This is a genomic window from Bacillus sp. T17B1, assembly GCF_026796395.1.
In the GTDB taxonomy this organism is placed as follows: Bacteria; Bacillota; Bacilli; order Bacillales; family Bacillaceae; genus Bacillus; species Bacillus spizizenii_A.
In genome coordinates, this window is record NZ_JALAYA010000003.1 from 90612 (window position 1) to 109518 (window position 18907).

At 45.9% G+C, this 18907-nt stretch carries 21 protein-coding genes; 5 read left to right on the forward strand and 16 right to left on the reverse strand.

Going from position 1 to position 18907, the window contains the following annotated elements; all coding sequences use genetic code 11:
- Positions 1 to 36 precede the first annotated feature (36 nt).
- Together MOF34_RS02530 and MOF34_RS02535 are read right to left on the reverse strand one after the other, a co-directional pair.
- On the reverse strand, positions 37 to 1251 hold the full coding sequence (locus tag MOF34_RS02530) for a NupC/NupG family nucleoside CNT transporter (RefSeq protein WP_268398347.1): 1215 nt from the start codon (positions 1249 to 1251) through the stop codon (positions 37 to 39).
- A 138-nt stretch (positions 1252 to 1389) separates the two neighbouring features.
- A complete protein-coding gene (locus MOF34_RS02535; protein ID WP_003222913.1) occupies positions 1390 to 1626 on the reverse strand; it encodes a YuzB family protein in 237 nt (78 codons plus the stop codon).
- 262 nt (positions 1627 to 1888) lie between these two features.
- Between MOF34_RS02535 and MOF34_RS02540 the strand changes: the two genes are divergently transcribed.
- Positions 1889 to 2956 (forward strand): NAD(P)/FAD-dependent oxidoreductase, encoded by a 1068-nt coding sequence (locus MOF34_RS02540; protein ID WP_268398348.1) that lies wholly within the window; start codon positions 1889 to 1891, stop codon positions 2954 to 2956.
- Between the two features lie 25 nt (positions 2957 to 2981).
- Here MOF34_RS02540 and MOF34_RS02545 read toward each other — a convergent pair whose 3' ends face one another.
- On the reverse strand, positions 2982 to 3308 hold the full coding sequence (locus tag MOF34_RS02545; protein WP_268398349.1) for a YuzD family protein: 327 nt from the start codon (positions 3306 to 3308) through the stop codon (positions 2982 to 2984).
- 98 nt (positions 3309 to 3406) lie between these two features.
- Here MOF34_RS02545 and MOF34_RS02550 point away from each other — a divergent pair, with 98 nt between their 5' ends.
- Complete coding sequence (locus MOF34_RS02550) at positions 3407 to 3742, forward strand: NifU family protein (RefSeq protein WP_171017000.1); 336 nt, start codon at positions 3407 to 3409, stop codon at positions 3740 to 3742.
- A 41-nt stretch (positions 3743 to 3783) separates the two neighbouring features.
- On the opposite strand, the gene MOF34_RS02555 is transcribed toward MOF34_RS02550, so the two are convergent.
- The 5 genes from MOF34_RS02555 to yutH all read right to left on the reverse strand — a co-directional run bounded on the left by MOF34_RS02555 (position 3784) and on the right by yutH (position 10347).
- Positions 3784 to 5757 (reverse strand): alpha/beta hydrolase family protein, encoded by a 1974-nt coding sequence (locus MOF34_RS02555; protein WP_268398350.1) that lies wholly within the window; start codon positions 5755 to 5757, stop codon positions 3784 to 3786.
- Between the two features lie 107 nt (positions 5758 to 5864).
- Positions 5865 to 6794, reverse strand: coding sequence for a homoserine kinase (thrB, locus tag MOF34_RS02560; RefSeq protein WP_268398352.1), 930 nt, complete (start codon positions 6792 to 6794; stop codon positions 5865 to 5867).
- The gene (gene thrC / locus MOF34_RS02565) at positions 6791 to 7849 is read right to left on the reverse strand and encodes a threonine synthase (RefSeq protein ID WP_268398391.1); all 1059 of its coding nucleotides are present in this window, start codon (positions 7847 to 7849) and stop codon (positions 6791 to 6793) included. The genes thrB and thrC overlap by 4 nt, the downstream gene beginning before the upstream one ends.
- A complete protein-coding gene (locus MOF34_RS02570) occupies positions 7849 to 9150 on the reverse strand; it encodes a homoserine dehydrogenase (protein ID WP_019715603.1) in 1302 nt (433 codons plus the stop codon). The genes thrC and MOF34_RS02570 overlap by 1 nt, the downstream gene beginning before the upstream one ends.
- 168 nt (positions 9151 to 9318) lie before the next feature.
- Positions 9319 to 10347 (reverse strand): spore coat putative kinase YutH, encoded by a 1029-nt coding sequence (gene yutH, locus MOF34_RS02575; protein WP_029317116.1) that lies wholly within the window; start codon positions 10345 to 10347, stop codon positions 9319 to 9321.
- 152 nt (positions 10348 to 10499) lie between these two features.
- Here yutH and MOF34_RS02580 point away from each other — a divergent pair, with 152 nt between their 5' ends.
- Complete coding sequence (locus MOF34_RS02580; protein WP_019715605.1) at positions 10500 to 11000, forward strand: phosphatidylglycerophosphatase A; 501 nt, start codon at positions 10500 to 10502, stop codon at positions 10998 to 11000.
- A gap of 25 nt (positions 11001 to 11025) precedes the next feature.
- Here MOF34_RS02580 and nucF read toward each other — a convergent pair whose 3' ends face one another.
- From nucF to MOF34_RS02595, 3 genes are read right to left on the reverse strand one after another with little or no spacing between them, the layout of a single operon-like run.
- Complete coding sequence (nucF, locus tag MOF34_RS02585) at positions 11026 to 11796, reverse strand: 5' nucleotidase NucF (protein ID WP_268398353.1); 771 nt, start codon at positions 11794 to 11796, stop codon at positions 11026 to 11028.
- Positions 11797 to 11824: 28 nt separating this feature from the next.
- Positions 11825 to 12259: a DUF86 domain-containing protein gene (locus MOF34_RS02590; protein WP_019715607.1), complete on the reverse strand. Its 435-nt coding sequence runs from the start codon at positions 12257 to 12259 to the stop codon at positions 11825 to 11827.
- 23 nt (positions 12260 to 12282) lie between these two features.
- The gene (locus tag MOF34_RS02595) at positions 12283 to 12558 is read right to left on the reverse strand and encodes a YutD family protein (protein WP_003222892.1); all 276 of its coding nucleotides are present in this window, start codon (positions 12556 to 12558) and stop codon (positions 12283 to 12285) included.
- A 113-nt stretch (positions 12559 to 12671) separates the two neighbouring features.
- Between MOF34_RS02595 and MOF34_RS02600 the strand changes: the two genes are divergently transcribed.
- The gene (locus MOF34_RS02600) at positions 12672 to 13307 is read left to right on the forward strand and encodes a YhcN/YlaJ family sporulation lipoprotein (RefSeq protein WP_019715608.1); all 636 of its coding nucleotides are present in this window, start codon (positions 12672 to 12674) and stop codon (positions 13305 to 13307) included.
- A 15-nt stretch (positions 13308 to 13322) separates the two neighbouring features.
- Here MOF34_RS02600 and lipA read toward each other — a convergent pair whose 3' ends face one another.
- On the reverse strand, positions 13323 to 14219 hold the full coding sequence (gene lipA, locus MOF34_RS02605; protein ID WP_003222888.1) for a lipoyl synthase: 897 nt from the start codon (positions 14217 to 14219) through the stop codon (positions 13323 to 13325).
- Positions 14220 to 14453: 234 nt separating this feature from the next.
- On the opposite strand from lipA, the gene lytH reads away from it, so the two are divergent.
- Positions 14454 to 15434 (forward strand): L-Ala--D-Glu endopeptidase, encoded by a 981-nt coding sequence (gene lytH / locus MOF34_RS02610; RefSeq protein ID WP_268398356.1) that lies wholly within the window; start codon positions 14454 to 14456, stop codon positions 15432 to 15434.
- A gap of 27 nt (positions 15435 to 15461) precedes the next feature.
- Here lytH and yunB read toward each other — a convergent pair whose 3' ends face one another.
- The 4 genes from yunB to MOF34_RS02630 form a co-directional block, all read right to left on the reverse strand.
- Complete coding sequence (gene yunB / locus MOF34_RS02615) at positions 15462 to 16229, reverse strand: sporulation protein YunB (protein ID WP_019715610.1); 768 nt, start codon at positions 16227 to 16229, stop codon at positions 15462 to 15464.
- A gap of 71 nt (positions 16230 to 16300) precedes the next feature.
- On the reverse strand, positions 16301 to 16606 hold the full coding sequence (locus MOF34_RS02620) for a YunC family protein (protein WP_019715611.1): 306 nt from the start codon (positions 16604 to 16606) through the stop codon (positions 16301 to 16303).
- Positions 16607 to 16670: 64 nt separating this feature from the next.
- Positions 16671 to 18059 carry a bifunctional metallophosphatase/5'-nucleotidase gene (locus tag MOF34_RS02625; RefSeq protein ID WP_268398358.1) on the reverse strand — a complete coding sequence of 463 codons (1389 nt, stop codon included), beginning with the start codon at positions 18057 to 18059 and terminating at the stop codon, positions 16671 to 16673.
- A gap of 19 nt (positions 18060 to 18078) precedes the next feature.
- Positions 18079 to 18900, reverse strand: coding sequence for a sulfite exporter TauE/SafE family protein (locus MOF34_RS02630; protein WP_268398360.1), 822 nt, complete (start codon positions 18898 to 18900; stop codon positions 18079 to 18081).
- Between the last annotated feature and the right edge of the window lie 7 nt (positions 18901 to 18907).

Genomic DNA, 18907 nt, shown 5'->3' on the forward strand with positions numbered 1-18907 from the left:
AAAGCTCCTTGCACTTTCGCAAGGAGCTTTTATTGTTTATATAAACATGCCAGCAATGGCTGCGCTGAGCAGATTGGCTAATGTTCCTGCAAGAACAGCCTTCAAGCCGAGGCGTGCGATATCCGAACGGCGGCTAGGCGCTAAACCGCCAAGCGTACCGAGCATAATTGCAATTGATGAAAAATTGGCGAATCCGCATAACGCGAAGCTGATAATGGTAGCGGTTTTCTTAGAAAACTCGCCGATGTGCGGACCGAAGTTAGAATAAGCAACAAACTCATTCAGCACCAATTTCTGGCCGATATAGCTTCCCGCCTGCAATGCTTCATGCCATGGCACGCCAATCAAAAAGGCGATTGGAGAAAATACATAGCCGAGAATGGATTCTAATGTGACGCCTTTTAAACCGAACAAGCCGAAAGCTCCGCCGAGAATACCGTTTACTACGGCGATTAATGCAACGAACGCAAGCAGCATCGCTCCAACGTTTAAGGCAATTTGCAGACCTGTTGAAGCTCCCTTTGCGGCTGCGTCAATGACATTGGCTGCGCCTTCGCCTTCATCCATTTTAAAATCGCTTTTTACGGTTTGCGGCTTTTCCGTTTCGGGAATCATCAATTTACCAAAGACAAGACCCGCCGGAGCAGCCATAAAGCTGGCCGCAAGCAGATATTCAATCGGAATGCCTAGAAGCGCGTACCCAAACAAGGTTGAACCGGCAACAGCCGATAGACCGCTCGTCATAATCGTGAATAATTCAGAGCGCGTCAACCCGGCTATCAGGGGTTTGATCACTAACGGAGATTCTGATTGTCCTACAAAAATATTAGCAGCAGCCGCAAGAGATTCCGTTTGGCTTGTCCCAAGAAGCTTTGATAATCCCCCGCCAATGACACGGAAAATGAGCTGCATGATTTTCAAATGATATAAAACTGCAATCAGTGCTGAGAAGAAAATGATAACGGGCAGTACACTTAATGCAAATGCCGGGCTGTCGCCGACTTTCAGAAGCGGTCCAAAAATAAAGCTAATGCCTTCATTCGCATAATCAATCAGAAGCTGTACACGGCTTGAAAACCATAAAAAAACAGCGCGTCCCGCTTCCCATTTCAACACGATGTATCCAAACGCCATCTGTGTGCATAAACCAACGATGACGGTTCTTATCTTAATATTGCTTTTCTTTTCTGAAAATAAAAACGCGATAGCAATGATCGCAACTGCGCCGAGCAGTCCCCACAGAACACTCATGAATACACCTACACCTCTTAAAATTTTATTTAAAAAAATATCTTTTATACGATAACAATAATATTTTTTGATGTCTACACATTTTTTAGTTCTTTTGGACGACAAAATAAAAAAGGGCCTGTCCCAGGCCCTTTTCTGTTAAAACATAGGATTTTCTTCAATAAAAGTATATATATTCTCAACAAGCTCAGCAGGCGTTTCACCCATGACGACTTCTCCATTTACAAGAGCGAAAAGCGACTCCATGCATGTCCCGCAGTAGCTTAAGCAGCCGTATTCAAGGACATCCAGATTTGGATCCTTCTCCAAAATCGCCCGGGCTTCCTGAGAGCCGTGAGCCAGATTGCTGACACAAAATTCAATCATTGGATTCATGCGGTTTCACCTCACATATGTCCATTATCGCGAATTTTTCATCATTCGTCAAAGACAACGGATTGTTCAAAATTTATTATCGTAACATATTATTTCTCAAATAACGTTTTACTAATTTGTGCTTTCAGGCTAATTTGTAGGTTATTTTCAAACTATTATTGTGATTTTAGATCAAATTCGATATAATTCTAGATGTTATTTTACATAGTTCGTATTTTCTTCAATGTGTCTATCATACTCTTCGGATTAAAGGGGAATTCAAATGAAAAAATTGGTCTTGATCGGCGGAGGTTACGGGAACATGCGTGTACTTCATCGCTTATTGCCAAACCAGCTGCCTGATGATGTTTCAATCACGTTAATTGACAGAAATCCTTATCACTGCTTGAAAACAGAATATTATGCTCTTGCCGCAGGCACAATTTCTGACCATCATATTAGGGTGTCATTCCCAGAGCACCCCCGCCTGAATGTCCAATATGGTGATATCTCATCAATTGATATTGCACAAAAACAAGTGCTGTTCCAAGATCGTGAACCGATCTCTTACGATGACGCTGTAATCGGGCTCGGCTGTGAAGATAAATATCACAACGTGCCGGGAGCGCCTGAATTCACCTACAGCATTCAAACCATCGATCAGTCCCGCGAAACTTACCAAAAGCTGAATAACCTGAGCGCTAATGCCACTGTCGCCATTGTCGGAGCGGGCTTAAGCGGCGTTGAGCTTGCGAGTGAACTGAGAGAAAGCCGTGATGACCTGAACATCATTCTGTTCGACCGCGGTAATCTCATTTTATCAAGCTTTCCCGAGCGTTTGAGCAAATATGTGCAAAATTGGTTCGAAGAGCACGGTGTCCGTATTATTAACAGGGCAAATATCACAAAAGTTGAAGAAAACATTGTGTACAACCACGATGAACCAATTTCTGCAGACGCCATCGTGTGGACAGCCGGTATACAGCCGAACAAAGTCGTCAGAGACTTGGATGTGGAAAAGGATGCACAAGGGCGTATCGTATTAACACCTCATCACAATCTTCCAGGTGATGAACACCTGTATGTTGTCGGTGATTGCGCCAGCCTCCCTCATGCACCGAGTGCCCAGCTGGCAGAGGCTCAAGCAGAGCAGATTGTCCAAATCTTGCAAAAACGCTGGAATGGAGAAGCTCTTCCTGAATCAATGCCGCAGTTTAAGCTGAAAGGTGTCCTCGGTTCACTCGGAAAAAAAGCCGGCTTCGGCCTTGTTGCTGACCGCCCGCTGATCGGCCGTGTTCCGCGCATGTTGAAATCCGGCTTGCTGTGGATGTACAAACACCATAACGGTTAATGATAGAGAAAAACCGCTGATCTTGTCAGCGGTTCTCTGTATACCCATACTTCTCCATTTCCTCATAAACGTCTTTTAACTTCGGATTCCCTTCACCGACAATTTTGTCTTCTACGAGCACAAGCGGATAAAAATACTCGTCATTTTTGATTTTTTCCGCAAGCTCTTTCACATGTTCATTGTCAGGCGGCTCATAAATGTCGATATATTGCATCGCAAAGGGCTGATTTGGATATTTTCTTTTCAGCGCAGCCTCAAGCCACTCGTATGTATCCTTGGCCGTCGGCATATTAACACAGCTTGCACAAACGGTTTCTGCCCCATACACGCTCAGCATGACAGGTTTTGTCACTGGTAAACGCCTCCTTCTCCCATGTATGTCCTTTCTATCAGTATACAGAGCCAAAAGGCGGTTTTATAGAAAAAAACCGTTTTTGTGTTCAAGTCTTAATGTGCTATAATAGGGAAAGCAACTTTGCAAACCAAACAATAGATTTTTATTGTTACACTGAATATAATGGTTTTATGATGACGAAAGGAGCGAATGTCATGACTGAAGTTGAAATGAAAGAACAGGTGCAGGAAGTACTGGACAAACTTCGTCCGTTTTTACTTCGTGACGGCGGCGACTGTGAGCTTGTAGACGTAGATGAAGGTATCGTTAAGCTTCGTCTTCTAGGCGCATGCGGCAGCTGCCCAAGTTCAACAATTACGCTAAAAGCCGGAATTGAACGCGCTCTTCTTGAAGAAGTGCCGGGTGTCGTTGAAGTAGAACAAGTCTTTTAATAAAGCAGCCAGGCTGATATTTAATCAGCCTGGCTTTTTTATTAGAGATATTGATCAAACCATGAGCTGATATAATTCAGGCGCTTAATCCGCTGTCCCGGGTGTCCGCTGCGTGACAAATTGTGCGACGCTTTCGGAAAACGGACGAGCATGGTTTCCTTGCCTATTTTTTTCAAAGCGATAAATAGCTGCTCCGCTTGCTCAATCGGGCACCGGTCATCTCGCTCGCCATGCAAAATCAAAAGCGGTGTCTCCACGTTTGCTGCGTATTTTAAAGGGGAACGGTCCCAGAGCTTTTCTGTGTCCGCAAACATGTCATGCTCAAGCTGCCAGTCTGTGAAGAAATAGCCGATATCACTGACGCCATGAAAGCTGATCCAGTTTGAAATCGAGCGCTGGGTGACGGCGGCTTTAAAGCGGTTCGTCTGTCCAACAATCCAGTTGGTCATAAAGCCTCCGTAGCTCCCTCCCGTAACCCCTAGCCGTTCAGGATCGATCTGCGGATCTCGTTTAATAGCCTCATCCACAGCCTGCATCACATCTTCATAATCCTTTCCTCCATAATCTCCTCTGACGGCATTCACAAATTCCTGCCCGTAGCCGTGGCTTCCTCTCGGATTGACATAAACCACTGCATACCCTTTCGCCGCCAGCACTTGAAATTCATGAAAATATGTATGCCCGTACATCATGTGCGGACCGCCGTGTATGTTAAGAATAAGTGGATATGATGTCTCCTCTTCCGCCTGTGCAGGCTTCATCAGCCAGCCGTTCACCGTCATACCGTCCTCTGTGACATATTGAATCTCGTCAGGTATTGAAATCGCATGCTCCTCGACAAACTTGTCATTCGCACCAGTCAGCCGTTTCTCTTCCTGCCCAAGCGGGAGGCTGTAAAGCTCGCTCGGTCTGTCCGGCTTTGTCACACTGGCAATAAAGTGTTGTTCGTCAGGTGAAATGGAAAAACTATTGATGTACTCTTTTTCGAGGCGAATCGGATACACAAGGCCATCAATTGAAATATAATAGATTCCCGTACTGCCTTGATCTGTGCCGATGACATAAAACCCTTGGCTGTCTTTCGTCCAAAGCGGGCGCTGTTCGGCACCTCCGATCAGTGAATCTCCAATGAGCGCATCCGCTAAGTGAACGTCAAGCATTTCAGTCAGACATGTAAGGTTGTCTTGTTCAATATCATAGAGCCACGCCTTCTCGAACGTTGCATTCTGATATTCCCTTTCATGTCCAAGCAAAGCAAGATACCTTCCGTCCGGTGAAAATGAGCTTGGTCCGAATGAGCCGCGATGAGACGTAATCTGCTTGAGATCTCCAGACTCCAGCGACATCATACAGACATCGTGCGGCTGGCTGGCATCGTCCGTCTCAGTCAAATCAGCTGAGAAAACAAGCCATTTGCCATCAGGTGAAAAAGCAGGATCACCATGATCGGCTTTTTGATATGTCAGCTGCTTTACTTCTCCAGACTTCACGCTGACAAGCACAAGCTGGGCATACGCGCCTCTCGTCAGCCCTTTACCGTCCCGTTTATAGGCTAGACCTTGAACTTCAACAGGTTCAAAGCTGTCCGGCTCCGTTTTCTCTCGATCATTAATACTTTCTCCCTCTCCCAAACTGACAATGACAAGCAGCGATTCGCCATCCAGGGACCATATTGGCTCTGACACGCCATACGGGATATCAGTCAGTTTTCTGGCTTCCCCGCCTTCAGCACTCATGATATACAACTGTGCTGTATCGCCTTCACGATCAGAAATAAAGGCAAGCGTGCGCCCGTCCGGAGACCATCTTGGGTCCGTGCACCGCTTTTCTCCATGTGTCCAAGGAACAGACCCGCCACTTTTCGTTTCATAGACCCATATATTTGATGTATACGAATCTTTCTCTTGATTCACTTGTGACTGGACATATGCGGCACGGCTGCCATCTGGGGCATATTGAGGATCGGTTACAGAGACAATCGCTGTGATGTCTTCTGCGGTTATCAGCTTTTTCATGTTCATCTCCTCCTTTTTACACTATTTCGTTTTTCTAAATAAAAACTCCTTTATCTCCAGCAGAAAAAAAGCGCCCTCCGCTGATGCTGAGGGACGCTTGGCGTGATCTATACACTTTTTACTTGATATAAAGGATTTCGCTCTACTAGACTTCCCTCTTTCGGAACTGTCAAAGCGTCGACTTCACAATGAGGGAAATGAAGCGCGAGTTGTTCTTTGAGCTCTTCTCCCTTTCCTTTTTCAGTCATCACGAGAATCGTTGGGCCTGCCCCGCTGAGAGCCGTTCCGTACGCGCCCTTCATCTCAGCGACGTGTTCTACTTTTGACAACTCAGGTACAAGCATTGCCCGGTACGGCTGATGGAACATATCCTTCTTCATGATTTTTCCGACGAGCGGCCAATCCTTGGACATGATGGCAGCAATGAGTATATTGCTGACTGCACTTGCTTTTACAGCGTCCGCATACGGAAACTCTTTCGGCAGCACGTCTCTTGCGTCTCTTGTCAGCACTTCGTAAAAAGGAATGACAACGACCACATCAATGTCAGCATCCGGGACGCGGATCATTTGTGTCTCGTCATCTTCATGCAAGCCAATGACAAGTCCGCCAACGAGAGAAGCGCCCGCATTATCCGGGTGTCCTTCTTCAAGGCTGGCTACATGCAGCTTGTCCGCTTCAGAGAGCTTTAAGCCACATAATTCATCAGCCAGTTCAACGGCCGCTATAATCGCTGCGGCGCTGCTGCCAAGGCCGCGTGCGAGCGGAATGTCGCTCCACACTTTCACATGGACAGGCGGCATCTCTTTACCGTATAAATCTGCTGTCCGTTTTGCCACTTGATAGATCAGATTATCTGTACCCGCCGGAATTCCGGCGACTGTTTCTGTTTCAGCTTCAAAAGACCACTTGTCGCTTTCAAAGACGGTCAGCTTCAAATATCTGCTGAGCGCCATTCCAACTGAATCGAAGCCAGGGCCTAGGTTAGCCGTGCTTCCGGGAACAGTGACAGTGAACAGCATGTCGGCTTCGTTCATACACGGGCCGCTCCTTTTACATATTCAAGGATGCTGTCTTCATTTGTCGGCAATGTGACCGGCTTGATTTCTGAAATATCGACCGCTGTATTCGGATCTTTCAGCCCGTTTCCTGTTAACACAGCGACGACCTTGCTGCCTTTCGGAATGTCTCCGGATTTCACCTGTTTCAGAACGCCAGCGATGGAAGCGCAGGATCCCGGTTCTGCAAACACGCCTTCTTCACGGGCGATCAGCTGATACGCATGAAGGATTTCATCATCAGTGACTTCGTCAATTTTCCCGTTGGATTCCTCAGCTGCCTTTACAGCTTTGTCCCAGCTTGCCGGGTTTCCGATACGAATGGCTGTTGCTATTGTTTCCGGATTTTCAATTACTTCATTGCGAACGATTGCCGCTGAGCCTTCCGCTTCAAAACCGCGCATTTCCGGGAGTCTTGTGCCGTTTTTCTCATGATATTCCTTAAAGCCCTTCCAATACGCTGAGATATTGCCTGCGTTTCCGACTGGGATCGCTAAAACATCCGGTGCTTCGCCCAGCTGCTCGCACACTTCAAAGGCAGCTGTTTTTTGACCTTCAAGGCGGTAAGGGTTGACGGAGTTGACAAGAGCAATCGGTGATTTCTCACAGATGGAACGGACAATTTTAAGTGCATCGTCAAAGTTTCCGTCAATTGCAATAATCTCAGCTCCATACATGACAGCCTGAGCAAGTTTTCCAAAGGCAATTTTTCCGTTCGGAATGATGACGATACATTTCATGTTGGCACGGGCTGCATATGCAGCCGCAGCGGCGGAAGTGTTTCCTGTTGATGCGCACATAATCGTATCGTTGCCTTCTTCTTTTGCTTTCGCCACAGCCATGACCATTCCGCGGTCTTTAAATGATCCCGTAGGATTGACACCTTCTGTTTTGACATGAAGCTCAATTCCGAGCTGCTCAGACAGCTTCGGCAGGTGGATAAGAGGTGTGTTTCCTTCATGTAAAGTAAGCGCCGGTGTTTGATCTGTTACAGGTAAAAATTCTTTATATTGATGGATAAGTCCTTTCCACATTAACTCCAACCGTTCCCTTCTACACGATATGTGCTTTTGACTTCTTGAACGACTTCCAAATCATTTAGGTTTTGCAGGATATCACTGAAATCAGCTTCTGATGTATGGTGTGTGACAATTACGATTTCTGCTAACTCATCATGGCCTTTAATCGGCAGCTGAAGAATCTTTTCGAAGCTCACGCCCCGCTCTGAGAACACAGACGTAATTTTCGAGAATGAACCGACCTGATCTTTGACGTGAATTCTTAAGAATTGCTGTGCGTAAATATCAGACGGCGACTTCATGTTTTTCTCGTATTGCGGCCCGACAAAACTGTTGCCGGTTACGCCGAGGCGCATGTTTTTCATGACCGCAACAAGGTCAGAAACAACGGATGTCGCAGTAGGCATGCTCCCAGCTCCAGGCCCGTAGAACATCGTTTCACCAACTGCCTCTCCGTATACATAAACGGCGTTAAACTCATTATGCACAGCAGAAAGCGGGTGATGGTCAGGAAGCAGTGTCGGCTGTACGCTGACTTCAATTTTGCTGCCGTCACGCTGAGCAATCCCGATCAGCTTCATCGTGTAGCCTAGACGTTTGCTGAAGCTGATGTCCTCGTCTGTAATTTGGGAAATTCCCTTTACTTTGACGTCTTCCAGATCGACATTCATCGAGAAACCGAGACGCGCCAATATCGCCATTTTCCTTGCGGCATCAAGCCCTTCCACGTCTGAAGTCGGATCAGCTTCGGCAAAGCCGAGATCCTGCGCTTCCTTAAGCACTTCTTCGTAAGGGCTTTTTTCTTTGATCATCTTTGTTAAGATAAAGTTCGTTGTTCCGTTCACGATCCCCATCATTTTTGTAATCCGGTCTGATGAGAGGCCTTCCTCTAACGTGCGCAGAATCGGAATTCCGCCGGCAACACTGGCTTCAAAGTAGATGTCGCAGCCATTTTCCTTCGCTTCAGCAAGCAGCTCGGAGCCGTACACAGCCATTAAATCCTTGTTTGCTGTGACAACATGCTTTTTCGATCTCAGCGCGTCGACCAAATACTGTTTTGTTTGTTCAACTCCGCCGATCACCTCGATGACGACATCAACATCTGGATCATCGATGACATCATACACTTCTGTGGTGAGCACTTCCTTCGGCAAATCTACTTCTCTCTTTTTCTCTATATCTTTTACAAGCACTTTTTTTATCGTAATCGGACAGCCGACCTGATGCATCAGCTTATCCTGATGGTCTTGAATAATTTTAACGACACCGCTTCCGACGGTACCTAAACCTAAAAGCCCCACACGAATTGCTTTCAAAAAAAACTCCACCTTTCTTTTGATTGTCCTCTTCAAAAAGACAATTGTTAACTCAACGCAGACATATAAGTTACAAACATTATATAAGCACACTTCTGTTTTGACAAGACAGCAATCGATTGAATTTTGTGAATGTAAACGCTTAACATGTTGATATGACAAGATTCTTTATTTTCTAATTATTTTTCCGCCTTTACCGAGCCAGTTCACGCGGGGAACAAACGGTTTCTGCGCCCGCATATTCATGAATTCCTGCGCTGTATGGAGAAATTGCTCATAGCGTCCGCAGTCACTAAGAATAAAGTCAAACTGCTCTTCATAATAATGCTTTTCTGATTCTGATGACATGTAGTAGCTCTCCACGATTTCAAAATAATGAAGGGGAAAGAGCAGGCGGCTATATAAAAGACGTTTTGAAAATGGAGACAGCGGCGTAACTTGCTCGTATTCCTGCAAAAAGTGAAAGCCTTGCTGATGAAAATCTTGTCTGTGATGTAAAAACGTATGCCTCATATATTCAGCCAAGTCACGTGAGGCATGGTCAAATACCCAATCCGCCGGAATCCTGATCATGGAATCGGGTGACCATGTATGCCTTTCCATCCGCTGATGGCATATCGTTCCTGAATCAGCGGCTTGGGGCTTGTCATCCAGCTCAGTGTCCACTAAATATTGTATCGCGTTTTCTGACAGTCCCAAATAATATGGAAATGATTCGATCATTTTTTTGTCGAATGGCTCGTGAGGCGGAGTATGAACCTTTCGCTGCCAAAACACCTCCAGCTGATCAATGCGTTTTCCCCACAGATCCTTCCACTGGCCGATTCTTCCGGCTGCCTTCACTTCATACGGGTACCCTCTGCCTTTTCGGTGAAATTCCGCCAGCTCCTGTCCAACGGAGAACGCCCGATTTGAAAAAGGGGGTGCTGCCTTCAGAAGAGCGTATGTTTTCCCCTCCTGTTCAAATGTCAGCTTACCTTCTTTTGTAAAGATAAAAACCGAAACGTATGGGTCACTTTGTTCTTGTAAATACTGACTCATGTAATAAAGCTCTGTCAGTTCTGTATCTGAGAATTGGGAAACGGGGACAATCAGGAAGAATGAATTTGGCGTCTGAAAGCATTGATACGTGTGCTGGTACATGGAAAGCTGCCTGACGTGAATCCCGTATTTTTCTTTTATTGTACCTTTCACAATAATCACCTGCCTGTTGAATTAGGGCTCATCACATCGTAGTCATACACGTTCGGAATTATGAATACATATTTTAATCCGACGAAGGCGCAAGAAAAAGTCGTAAACATCTTAAACATTTTGTATAAACTAGTAAAAAAGATTGGGTGAAGCTGATGTCAGAAAACGAACAAATCAATCAGATGGAAGCAAAAGCAAGAGCACGAATGAAGGAGCGCGGCGTTGAGGTATCAGACATTGCCGAGCTTGTCTTTTTTCTGCAGAAAAAATATCATCCGGATTTAACCATTGATGAATGCACGTTGAACGTCAATCGCGTTCTCGCAAAACGCGAGGTGCAAAACGCGATTTTAACGGGCATTGAATTGGATGTTCTTGCTGAGCAGAAAAAACTGTCTGAACCGCTGCAATCAATTCTGGAAACAGATGAAAGCCTATATGGGGTAGATGAAGTTCTGGCATTTTCCATCGTGAACATTTACGGATCGATCGGGTTTACGAACTATGGTTACATCGACAAAGAAAAACCCGGTATCCTGAAACATTTAAATGATAAATCAACCGGCGAATGCCATACCTTTTTAGATGACATCGTCGGTGCGATTTCCGCCGCGGCCTCAAGCAGACTCGCACACCGCGCGCGGCATACAGAATAAGGGCACCCTTTTCGGGCGCCCTTTTTTAAATGTATGGAATCCATTCGGTCAGAGAGTCAATGGCATGAGTCGGTTTTTCCATATCGTCTGTCATATGCTCTCTTTTCGTTACGCCTGTGTGAACGAGCAGCGTATCCATGCCGGTGTTAATCCCGGCCATAATGTCCGTCGCGTAGTTGTCGCCTACCATGAGTGTTTCCGACACATCCGTGCCAAGAACGCGCATAGCCTGCTCCATAATAATTGATTCCGGCTTGCCGATAAATACCGGCTGTACGCCTGTAGATACAGTTAATACAGATGTTAGGGAACCGTTTCCAGGCAGAAGGCCTCTTTCAGTCGGGATCGCAATATCTCCGTTAGTAGATATAAAGCGTGCACCATTTCTGATGGCCAGGCAGCCGACAGCAAATTTTTCATATGTAATGGAACGGTCAATACCAACAACGACAAAATCCGCGTTTTCCCCGCCAACCGTCAGGCCGTTTTCTTCAATCGCCTGGCGGATTCCTTCTTCCCCGATCACATACACAGACGCGTCTTTTTTCTGCTGGGCAATATGCTGGGCAGTCGCCATGCTGGTTGTGAAGACCTGCTCTTCTGTTGCCGGAATATCAAAAGACACGAGCTTGTCCGCCACTTGCTTCGGTGTGCGTGAAGAGTTGTTTGTCACAAAAAGATAAGGGACGCCGCGATCTTTCAGCGTTCTGACAAATTCACACGCTTCCTCGATTTTTTCCGTGCCATTGTACATTGTTCCGTCTAAATCAATTAAATACCCTTTATATGTTTTCATTTCCAACACTCCTGTGGCTTTCCAGTTGTTATTTAAACGCAGAAACAGGGCCAAGCTCTGTTTCCAAGTAGCTTCTGATCCGTTGCGGGAAGTCTTGCAGAGCTGTTTGATGTGCCGTGATCAGCCTGTAAAGCTCGGCGCTGTCAGCGAGCAGGTACTGCTGAACCAATGTTTTGCGGTAGGCAATCAATTTCTTGAGCTCAATTCCCTCTTGTTCCGTGACAACTTTTTCATCAACAAGTATGTCCATAATGTCATCATAGCTGCCCGGGTCCCGCATAATAAAACCGTCAATCATGTCATTGCCTGTATCCAGAATGCATTCGATTAACAGATGGCCTATACGCTGTAGCGCCAGTCCCCCGATTTCAGACTGCCAGTCTGTTTGTGAGTTAAAAAACGCCAGCTGATGCTCATAGAACCTGAGTGTTTGCTCGATCTTGTTTCTGTCAACAAAATACATGACAGCATCCCCTTTGTGTATGTTTATTTTCTGATCCGTTTCAAGACAAAATACGCACAGCCGAAATTGCAGTATTCGTAAATGTATTCATCTAATGTGCTGATTTTCGTTTCGAAGGTTGCCTTTTGATTCTGGTCGTCAAAGAAGCCCTTGAGCCTGAGCTGACCGTATCCCCAGTCTCCCACAATATAATCGTATTTATTTAAAATATCGGAGTAGCGGGCTTTAAAAGCCTCTTCATTGAAGCCGTCTTTGAAATTGTGCATCAATTCAAACTCGGCATTTTGAATAAGAATCATGATCTCACCTCTTTTTCACTCATTCCTATCATAATTCATTGCCCCGTCCCCATCAATTGCTAATGAATAAATCATGCGATTTGGCTACCCTACACATGAGGAGGGATTTACAAATGAAACGAACTGCTGTCAGCCTCTTCCTGTTAACCGCGCTTTTATCCGGGTGCGGAGGCGCAGGACTGGACAATGCCGGGCAGAATGTCCGAAATCAGGAGCAAAATCAAACCAGACCCATTCATGTGTCTGACCGCAACGAGGCTTTTAACCGGCATGACGAGAACGAACAATTTGGCTATGTCCGCTATCAAAAAGATCAACTAGACGGCGAACAGCAAGAAACGCCGGTAATGAACCGGGAAGAAATCGCTCACATTATATCAAGTTTAACGGTTCAGCTCCCCCATATTCAAGATGCTGCAACATTAGTGACCGATCAAGAAGCGCTTGTCGTATACAAAACCGACTCTAAAAACCGCGAGCTAACCGCCGATCAGGTAAAAAAAACAGCGGCTTCAGTAATACCGCGATACTATCATGTGTATATATCGGATAATCCAAACCATATGCAGTCAATCGAAAACTACAGCAATCTCGGCTCCGGTTCAAGGGATAACAGAGAAATCATGTCGGGGACGATTCAAGAAATGAAAACCTCCCCGCAAGGGAGCCCCGTTTCAGAGAATGAAAATGCCAACGGAGAAACCCGTCAGGACATGAAAGCCGATAGGAATGACAAAAACGCCAGATAATCTGGCGTTTTGGCATTATGCTTGTGCTTGGCGCTTTTTAGATGCTTCATTCACTTGTTCATCCGCATGGTAAGAAGAACGGACAAGCGGGCCGGCTTCGCAGTGGCTGAAGCCTTTTTGCATCGCGATTTCCTTTAATTCTGCAAATTCATCAGGGTGATAGTATTTTTGGACTTTCAAGTGTTTCTTCGTCGGCTGCAGATATTGGCCGATTGCCATAATATCCACGTTGTTTGCCAAGAGGTCGTCCATAACTTCAATAATTTCTTCCTTCGTTTCGCCGAGTCCGATCATGATGCTTGATTTTGTCGGAATGTCAGGCTGCATTTCTTTCGCACGGCGCAAAAATTCCAACGAACGGTCGTACGTCGCACGCGCGCGGACTCTTGGCGTCAGGCGGCGAACCGTTTCGATATTGTGATTCAGGATGTCAGGGCGTGTATCCATCAAGGTTTTCAGGTTATCGTAATTTCCGCCCATATCAGACGGCAGCACCTCAATAGTTGTAAACGGGCTTTTTCTGCGGATCGCACGGACAGTTTCCGCGAAAATGCCTGCCCCGCCGTCTTTCTGGTCGTCACGCGCAACAGCCGTAATGACCGCGTGTTTCAGATTCATAAGTGCGACAGAATCCGCTACACGTTCCGGCTCTTGCAGATCAAGCTCAGTCGGAAGGCCTGTTTTGACAGCACAGAAACGGCATGCTCTTGTACAAACAGAACCTAAAATCATAAATGTCGCTGTACGTCTGACCGCCCAGCATTCATGAATATTCGGACATTTTGCTTCCTCACATACGGTATGCAGGTTGTTTTCACGCATAAGCTTTTTGAGCCCTGTATAATTTTCATTGGTATTTAATTTAATTTTGAGCCATTCGGGCTTTCTGAGGTGTTCGTCTTTCTTTGCCAATTCCCATCATCTCCAATATCCAATATACTCAATTTCTGACACGAAACATTCTGAAAACGAGAAAGGTGCAGATTTTATTTCTGCAACAAAAATAATGTTTTTCTAACTAAAGAAAGTCTTTTCTTTAGACACTTTAACATAGGAAAAATTTCTCGACAAGGGAAGATGATTACTGACATTTTTAAGCCAGCTTGCCGCAAACTATGTGTATTCAATATGAAAGGAGATTATTTTGTGAAAGTTTTGTTATCCGCTCTTCTTCTCCTTTTGTTTGCGTTTGAGCCTTCTGCGTCTGGAAAAAAGCATTCAGATCCAGTGCTGTCGAAACGGATGGAATTATATCATAAAGTCGAGGCTGTAACGCAGATTCCTTGGTATGCGCTCGCCGCAGTAGACCAGTACGAAGAAAATGTGCGGAGCAACCGAAAAGATCTGCCTGACAAAGCGGGAATTATCAGCATCTATATACCGGATGATATCTGGAGCGGGCCTGAAAACCCGAACCCGAAAGACGATGCGCCGTTAAGCATTAAAGTGTTTGACGGTATCGGAATGGATGGTGACGGGGACGGAAAAGCCGAGGTAAGCAATGATGAAGATATTTTGTATACATTCAGCCAATACTTGCTGTCATATGGCACAGATGAGGATAACATCCGTATCGGACTTTGGAATTATTACCGACGTGATCAAACAGTCGGGATCATATCTGAATTCATGAAGCTGTTTAAAGCTTACGGCCATATTGATCTAAGGGAGCATGCGTTTCCGCTTCCGATCAGAACCGATTACAGCTATCGCAGCACGTGGGGAGATGCCCGCGGCTTCGGAGGGAGACGAATTCATGAAGGTACGGATATCTTTGCCCATTATGGCCTTCCTGTCAAATCCACCTGTTACGGCGTAGTTGAAATGAAGGGATGGAACCGCTTCGGAGGATGGAGAATCGGCATCAGAGACATTAACAATACGTATCATTATTTTGCCCATCTCAATGGGTTTGCAAAAGGGATTAAAACAGGACAAATCGTTGAGCCCGGCCAAGTAATCGGATCAGTCGGCAGCTCAGGATACGGCCCGCCGGGAACAGCTGGGAAGTTTCCGCCGCATCTTCACTACGGCATGTACAAAGATAACGGAAAAACCGAATGGTCGTTTGATCCGTACCCGCATTTGCGAGCGTGGGAGCGGTATGAATACAAAAAAAAGAAATAACAAAAAGCCGCCTCTTCGACAGGCGGCTTATTTGCTGCTTTTTTCTTTTTTCGATTCGTCACTTTCCTCTTCTTTGCTGCTTGGGAGCTGGACAGAGGGCGTGACACCTGACCCGCCGCTTCCGTTATAAAACTGCGGCACTTCGCCCTGCACTGCTTTTATCGATACAGGAACATTATTTGTGACGACAGCGGTTTTGCTTGCAAACGGAATGATGACCTTCACCTTGATTTCGACAAAGATGCTGATATCAATAAGTGCATTATTTATGCCATACGGCTTGATTTTGGTTTTGACATCTGTAAAAGCATCACCGATTAAATTGAACCGGACTGGGATTTTCGGTCCGAGGTTTCCGAGGAGGCTGTTGCCGGTTACCTGTCCCAGCGGAATGTTGATCATAATATTTTCACTAGCGCCGCTGTGTCCGGAGTGGGTTTCCATCTCTTTTAAATGAGCTTGAAGCTGCTTTGTCACTTTTGTTTTTACACTATTTACAACCTGTGTATTAAAATCGATTGTCGTTAAATTTCCGTTTTCATCAGAATTCATTTGAAACATATCTTTCATATTTTCACTGTCAGACATATAATCCTCAATCGAATCCTGGATCACCTCTGTCGCTATACGCTTCGTTTCCATCTCGCCGATATCCATTAAAACAGGTTTGATCGAGCCATTGATCATCCAAAGGCTGACTGTTGTTGACAGGATAAAAAAGACAACTGACAGAAGCATCACGTACCGGAAAGGCAAAGGTCCTCTCTTGCGAAAAGGGCCGCGATATCTTGGCAAGAAAATCCCCCCTTACATATCACAATGTATGCTTGTAAGAGGGGACATAGTAATAGCCGGGCCAAATAATTTTATTTCACCATTTTTAAAAGCGCTGCTCTGCCGCTCATGCCTGCATGAATGCCGAGATCTTCCGCGGCGTACGTAACGGATTCTAAAGGTGCGTCTAACAGCTGGTCAATGGTGCGTACACCAACTGCGCGCCCCGCCACAATGCCCCGCTCCTTTAATTTTTCATTCAGCAGCGCCACATCAAGCGCGCCGCACATAATGTATCCGTGCTCATTTGTGACAGCCATAAAATTCGTTTTTGGTAGCGTCACTGTCACAGCTGTAAAAGGCTGTCCTTCTATCATGATTGGTGTCAGATTTACCACGTCAACCACTCCCTTCATTCATCACTTTATGATGAAGGGCACAGCTTGTTGTGGGCTGACTTGCTTATTGCGCGAGCTTCCAAGCAAGCAGATCCCGCAAAAACTCCGGCATAAAATATTCTTTTTCTGCGGCGTCACGGATGACCGGAAACAGTCTGCCGAGGGTAAACATGTCAAGCACCGCAACAGAGTATTGTTTATGTTTTTCTATCTCTTCCCCGTTCAGCGTGATCCGCGTAACATGCGTGGCTCCGTCATCCAGCCGTTTCGTTTCTACAGCAACACCCGCGTACACCATTTTTCCCATTACTTCTCCACGGAAGCCGAGCCCTTTAATCCGAAGCTGCTCCATTTGTTCTGAAGCAGCATGGACAATGGTTTCTTTCAGTTCTTCTCCCGTCAGGCGGACAGCCACCGGGTTGATCGGATGAGGGCAGATGCGGTGCAGATCCAGCTTCGTCACAGGACCCGCTTTCAGCGGACCGAGAATAACACCGGAATTCACCATACTGATGTCCGTCCCGCACCATTCCTTTAACGCGTACGCCAAAAGCAAAGGCAGCTCTGATTCTTCAAACCACTTCACCTCGGCATCTTGCGCAAGCTCCGCAACAGCATCGGATAACTTCTCCTCGGCTTCACGTTCTTTTTCATTGAGAAACGCTTTAGTTTCTGCTGATTCTCCTGTCCATTCCGCCATGTTCTGCACAGATGCTGTTTTGCTGATAATGCTTCGCTTTACGCTGTCCACCATGATTTCTACACAGCCGACATAATGCCCGTATTTCTCGGCGCTGGCAAGCAATACGCCGTTTACCACTTGTCCATCTTCAAGCAAATGATGGGTGTGTGATTCTAGGATCACATCAATCTCAGGTACCGCTTCAGCCATTGCCTGATCATCTAGAATGCCTAAATGGGACAGCAGAACGATGATATCAGCCTGCGATTTTACTTCCTGAATGGTTTCTTTTACGCTTTCAAAAGCATCGGTTACTTTCCATCCCAGCTTGTCATAAACGGGATAATATGGCACAGTTACGCCTAAGAAAGCAATGGACATACCGTTTTTCAATGTTTTGATATGGTAAGGAACCGCCCAGGACGGACGGCTTCCGTTTTTGTCATACAGATTAGAGACGATAACGGGAAATTCCGCATGATCATATAAGGCTGCGAGCTCTTCATGCGGAAGCGTAATCCCTTCGTTATTGCCGATCACCGCTCCATCAATGTGAAGACGGTTTAAGAGATCGACATTCGCTTTTCCGAAAGTCGCCTCAGTCACGAATTGAAAACGATCTAGATGATCGCCAATATCAAAAACGAGCGTCTCTTCGCTGACTGATTGATGCTCTTTTCTTTTCTGCTCGATATAATCTACAATTTTCGGCCAGTTTTCAAAATGGCTGTGCAAATCATTTGTATGATATAAGCGGAGTTTCTCCTTCATATTATCTCTCCCTAATCGTTCAGCTGAATATGCCTTCATAAATGAGCTGGCACCCGATCAAAATCAATACGATCCGCATGATCATGACGATCGTTTTCGTCTGCATTTTCCTATTGATGGCGGCGCCAAGTTTTCCGCCGAACCAAGCTCCGGGCACAAGCGCGAGTGCATACAGCCAATTGACGTGCCCGGAAATAACATGTGAAACAGACCCTGTCATAGAGGACAGGAAAATAATAAACATGGACGTTGCCACCGCAACCTTCGGCGGGAACAGGAATAACAGCATCATCGCCGGAACCATGAGAGATCCGCCGCCTATTCCGAAAAGCCCCCCTAAAAAGCCGACAACAAAGGCAATCGCAATGCCAATAGGGGCCTGATATGAGTACGTATAAGGCTCACCGGCATCATCCTGAACTGTCCGAATAATTCCTTTATGAGCTTTGTTGATCGGCCGGGCTTTCGCTTTCAGCATTAAGGATAATGAAATAAGAATCATAAAAATGCCAAACCATATGGAAAACGAGTTTGAATTGAACAGCTTTGACACGTAAGCCCCGATAATGCTTCCGGGACCTGAACCGATAAAGAAAATGAGTCCGCTCTTGTAATCAACAGTTTTATATTTAATATAAGCCAAAGTTGAAGAAAGACCCGTAAAAATAATGACCAAAAGCGAAGTACCGATTGCGACCTGCGGTGTTACATCCTGAAACAGCGGCGTCACTGTGCTTAGAAACATCAGAGACGGCACGATCACAATTCCGCCGCCAAGCCCAATCAGACTTCCAACCGTACCTGCGATTAATCCCAGTACGACCAAAATCACAAACGACATCAATCAA

Excerpts from the sequence above, each read along its gene's own strand:
- MOF34_RS02600 (WP_019715608.1), top strand. The coding sequence starts at position 12,672 with ATGAAACGAACTGCTGTCAGCCTCTTCCTGTTAACCGCGCTTTTATCC.
- MOF34_RS02595 (WP_003222892.1), bottom strand. The coding sequence starts at position 12,558 with ATGATTCTTATTCAAAATGCCGAGTTTGAATTGATGCACAATTTCAAA.
- MOF34_RS02535 (WP_003222913.1), bottom strand. The coding sequence starts at position 1,626 with ATGAATCCAATGATTGAATTTTGTGTCAGCAATCTGGCTCACGGCTCT.
- thrC (WP_268398391.1), bottom strand. The coding sequence starts at position 7,849 with ATGTGGAAAGGACTTATCCATCAATATAAAGAATTTTTACCTGTAACA.
- nucF (WP_268398353.1), bottom strand. The coding sequence starts at position 11,796 with ATGAAAACATATAAAGGGTATTTAATTGATTTAGACGGAACAATGTAC.
- MOF34_RS02555 (WP_268398350.1), bottom strand. The coding sequence starts at position 5,757 with ATGAAAAAGCTGATAACCGCAGAAGACATCACAGCGATTGTCTCTGTA.
- MOF34_RS02590 (WP_019715607.1), bottom strand. The coding sequence starts at position 12,259 with ATGTATTTTGTTGACAGAAACAAGATCGAGCAAACACTCAGGTTCTAT.
- MOF34_RS02540 (WP_268398348.1), top strand. The coding sequence starts at position 1,889 with ATGAAAAAATTGGTCTTGATCGGCGGAGGTTACGGGAACATGCGTGTA.
- MOF34_RS02580 (WP_019715605.1), top strand. The coding sequence starts at position 10,500 with ATGTCAGAAAACGAACAAATCAATCAGATGGAAGCAAAAGCAAGAGCA.
- thrB (WP_268398352.1), bottom strand. The coding sequence starts at position 6,794 with ATGAACGAAGCCGACATGCTGTTCACTGTCACTGTTCCCGGAAGCACG.
- MOF34_RS02550 (WP_171017000.1), top strand. The coding sequence starts at position 3,407 with ATGTGCTATAATAGGGAAAGCAACTTTGCAAACCAAACAATAGATTTT.
- MOF34_RS02625 (WP_268398358.1), bottom strand. The coding sequence starts at position 18,059 with ATGAAGGAGAAACTCCGCTTATATCATACAAATGATTTGCACAGCCAT.
- MOF34_RS02630 (WP_268398360.1), bottom strand. The coding sequence starts at position 18,900 with ATGTCGTTTGTGATTTTGGTCGTACTGGGATTAATCGCAGGTACGGTT.
- MOF34_RS02530 (WP_268398347.1), bottom strand. The coding sequence starts at position 1,251 with ATGAGTGTTCTGTGGGGACTGCTCGGCGCAGTTGCGATCATTGCTATC.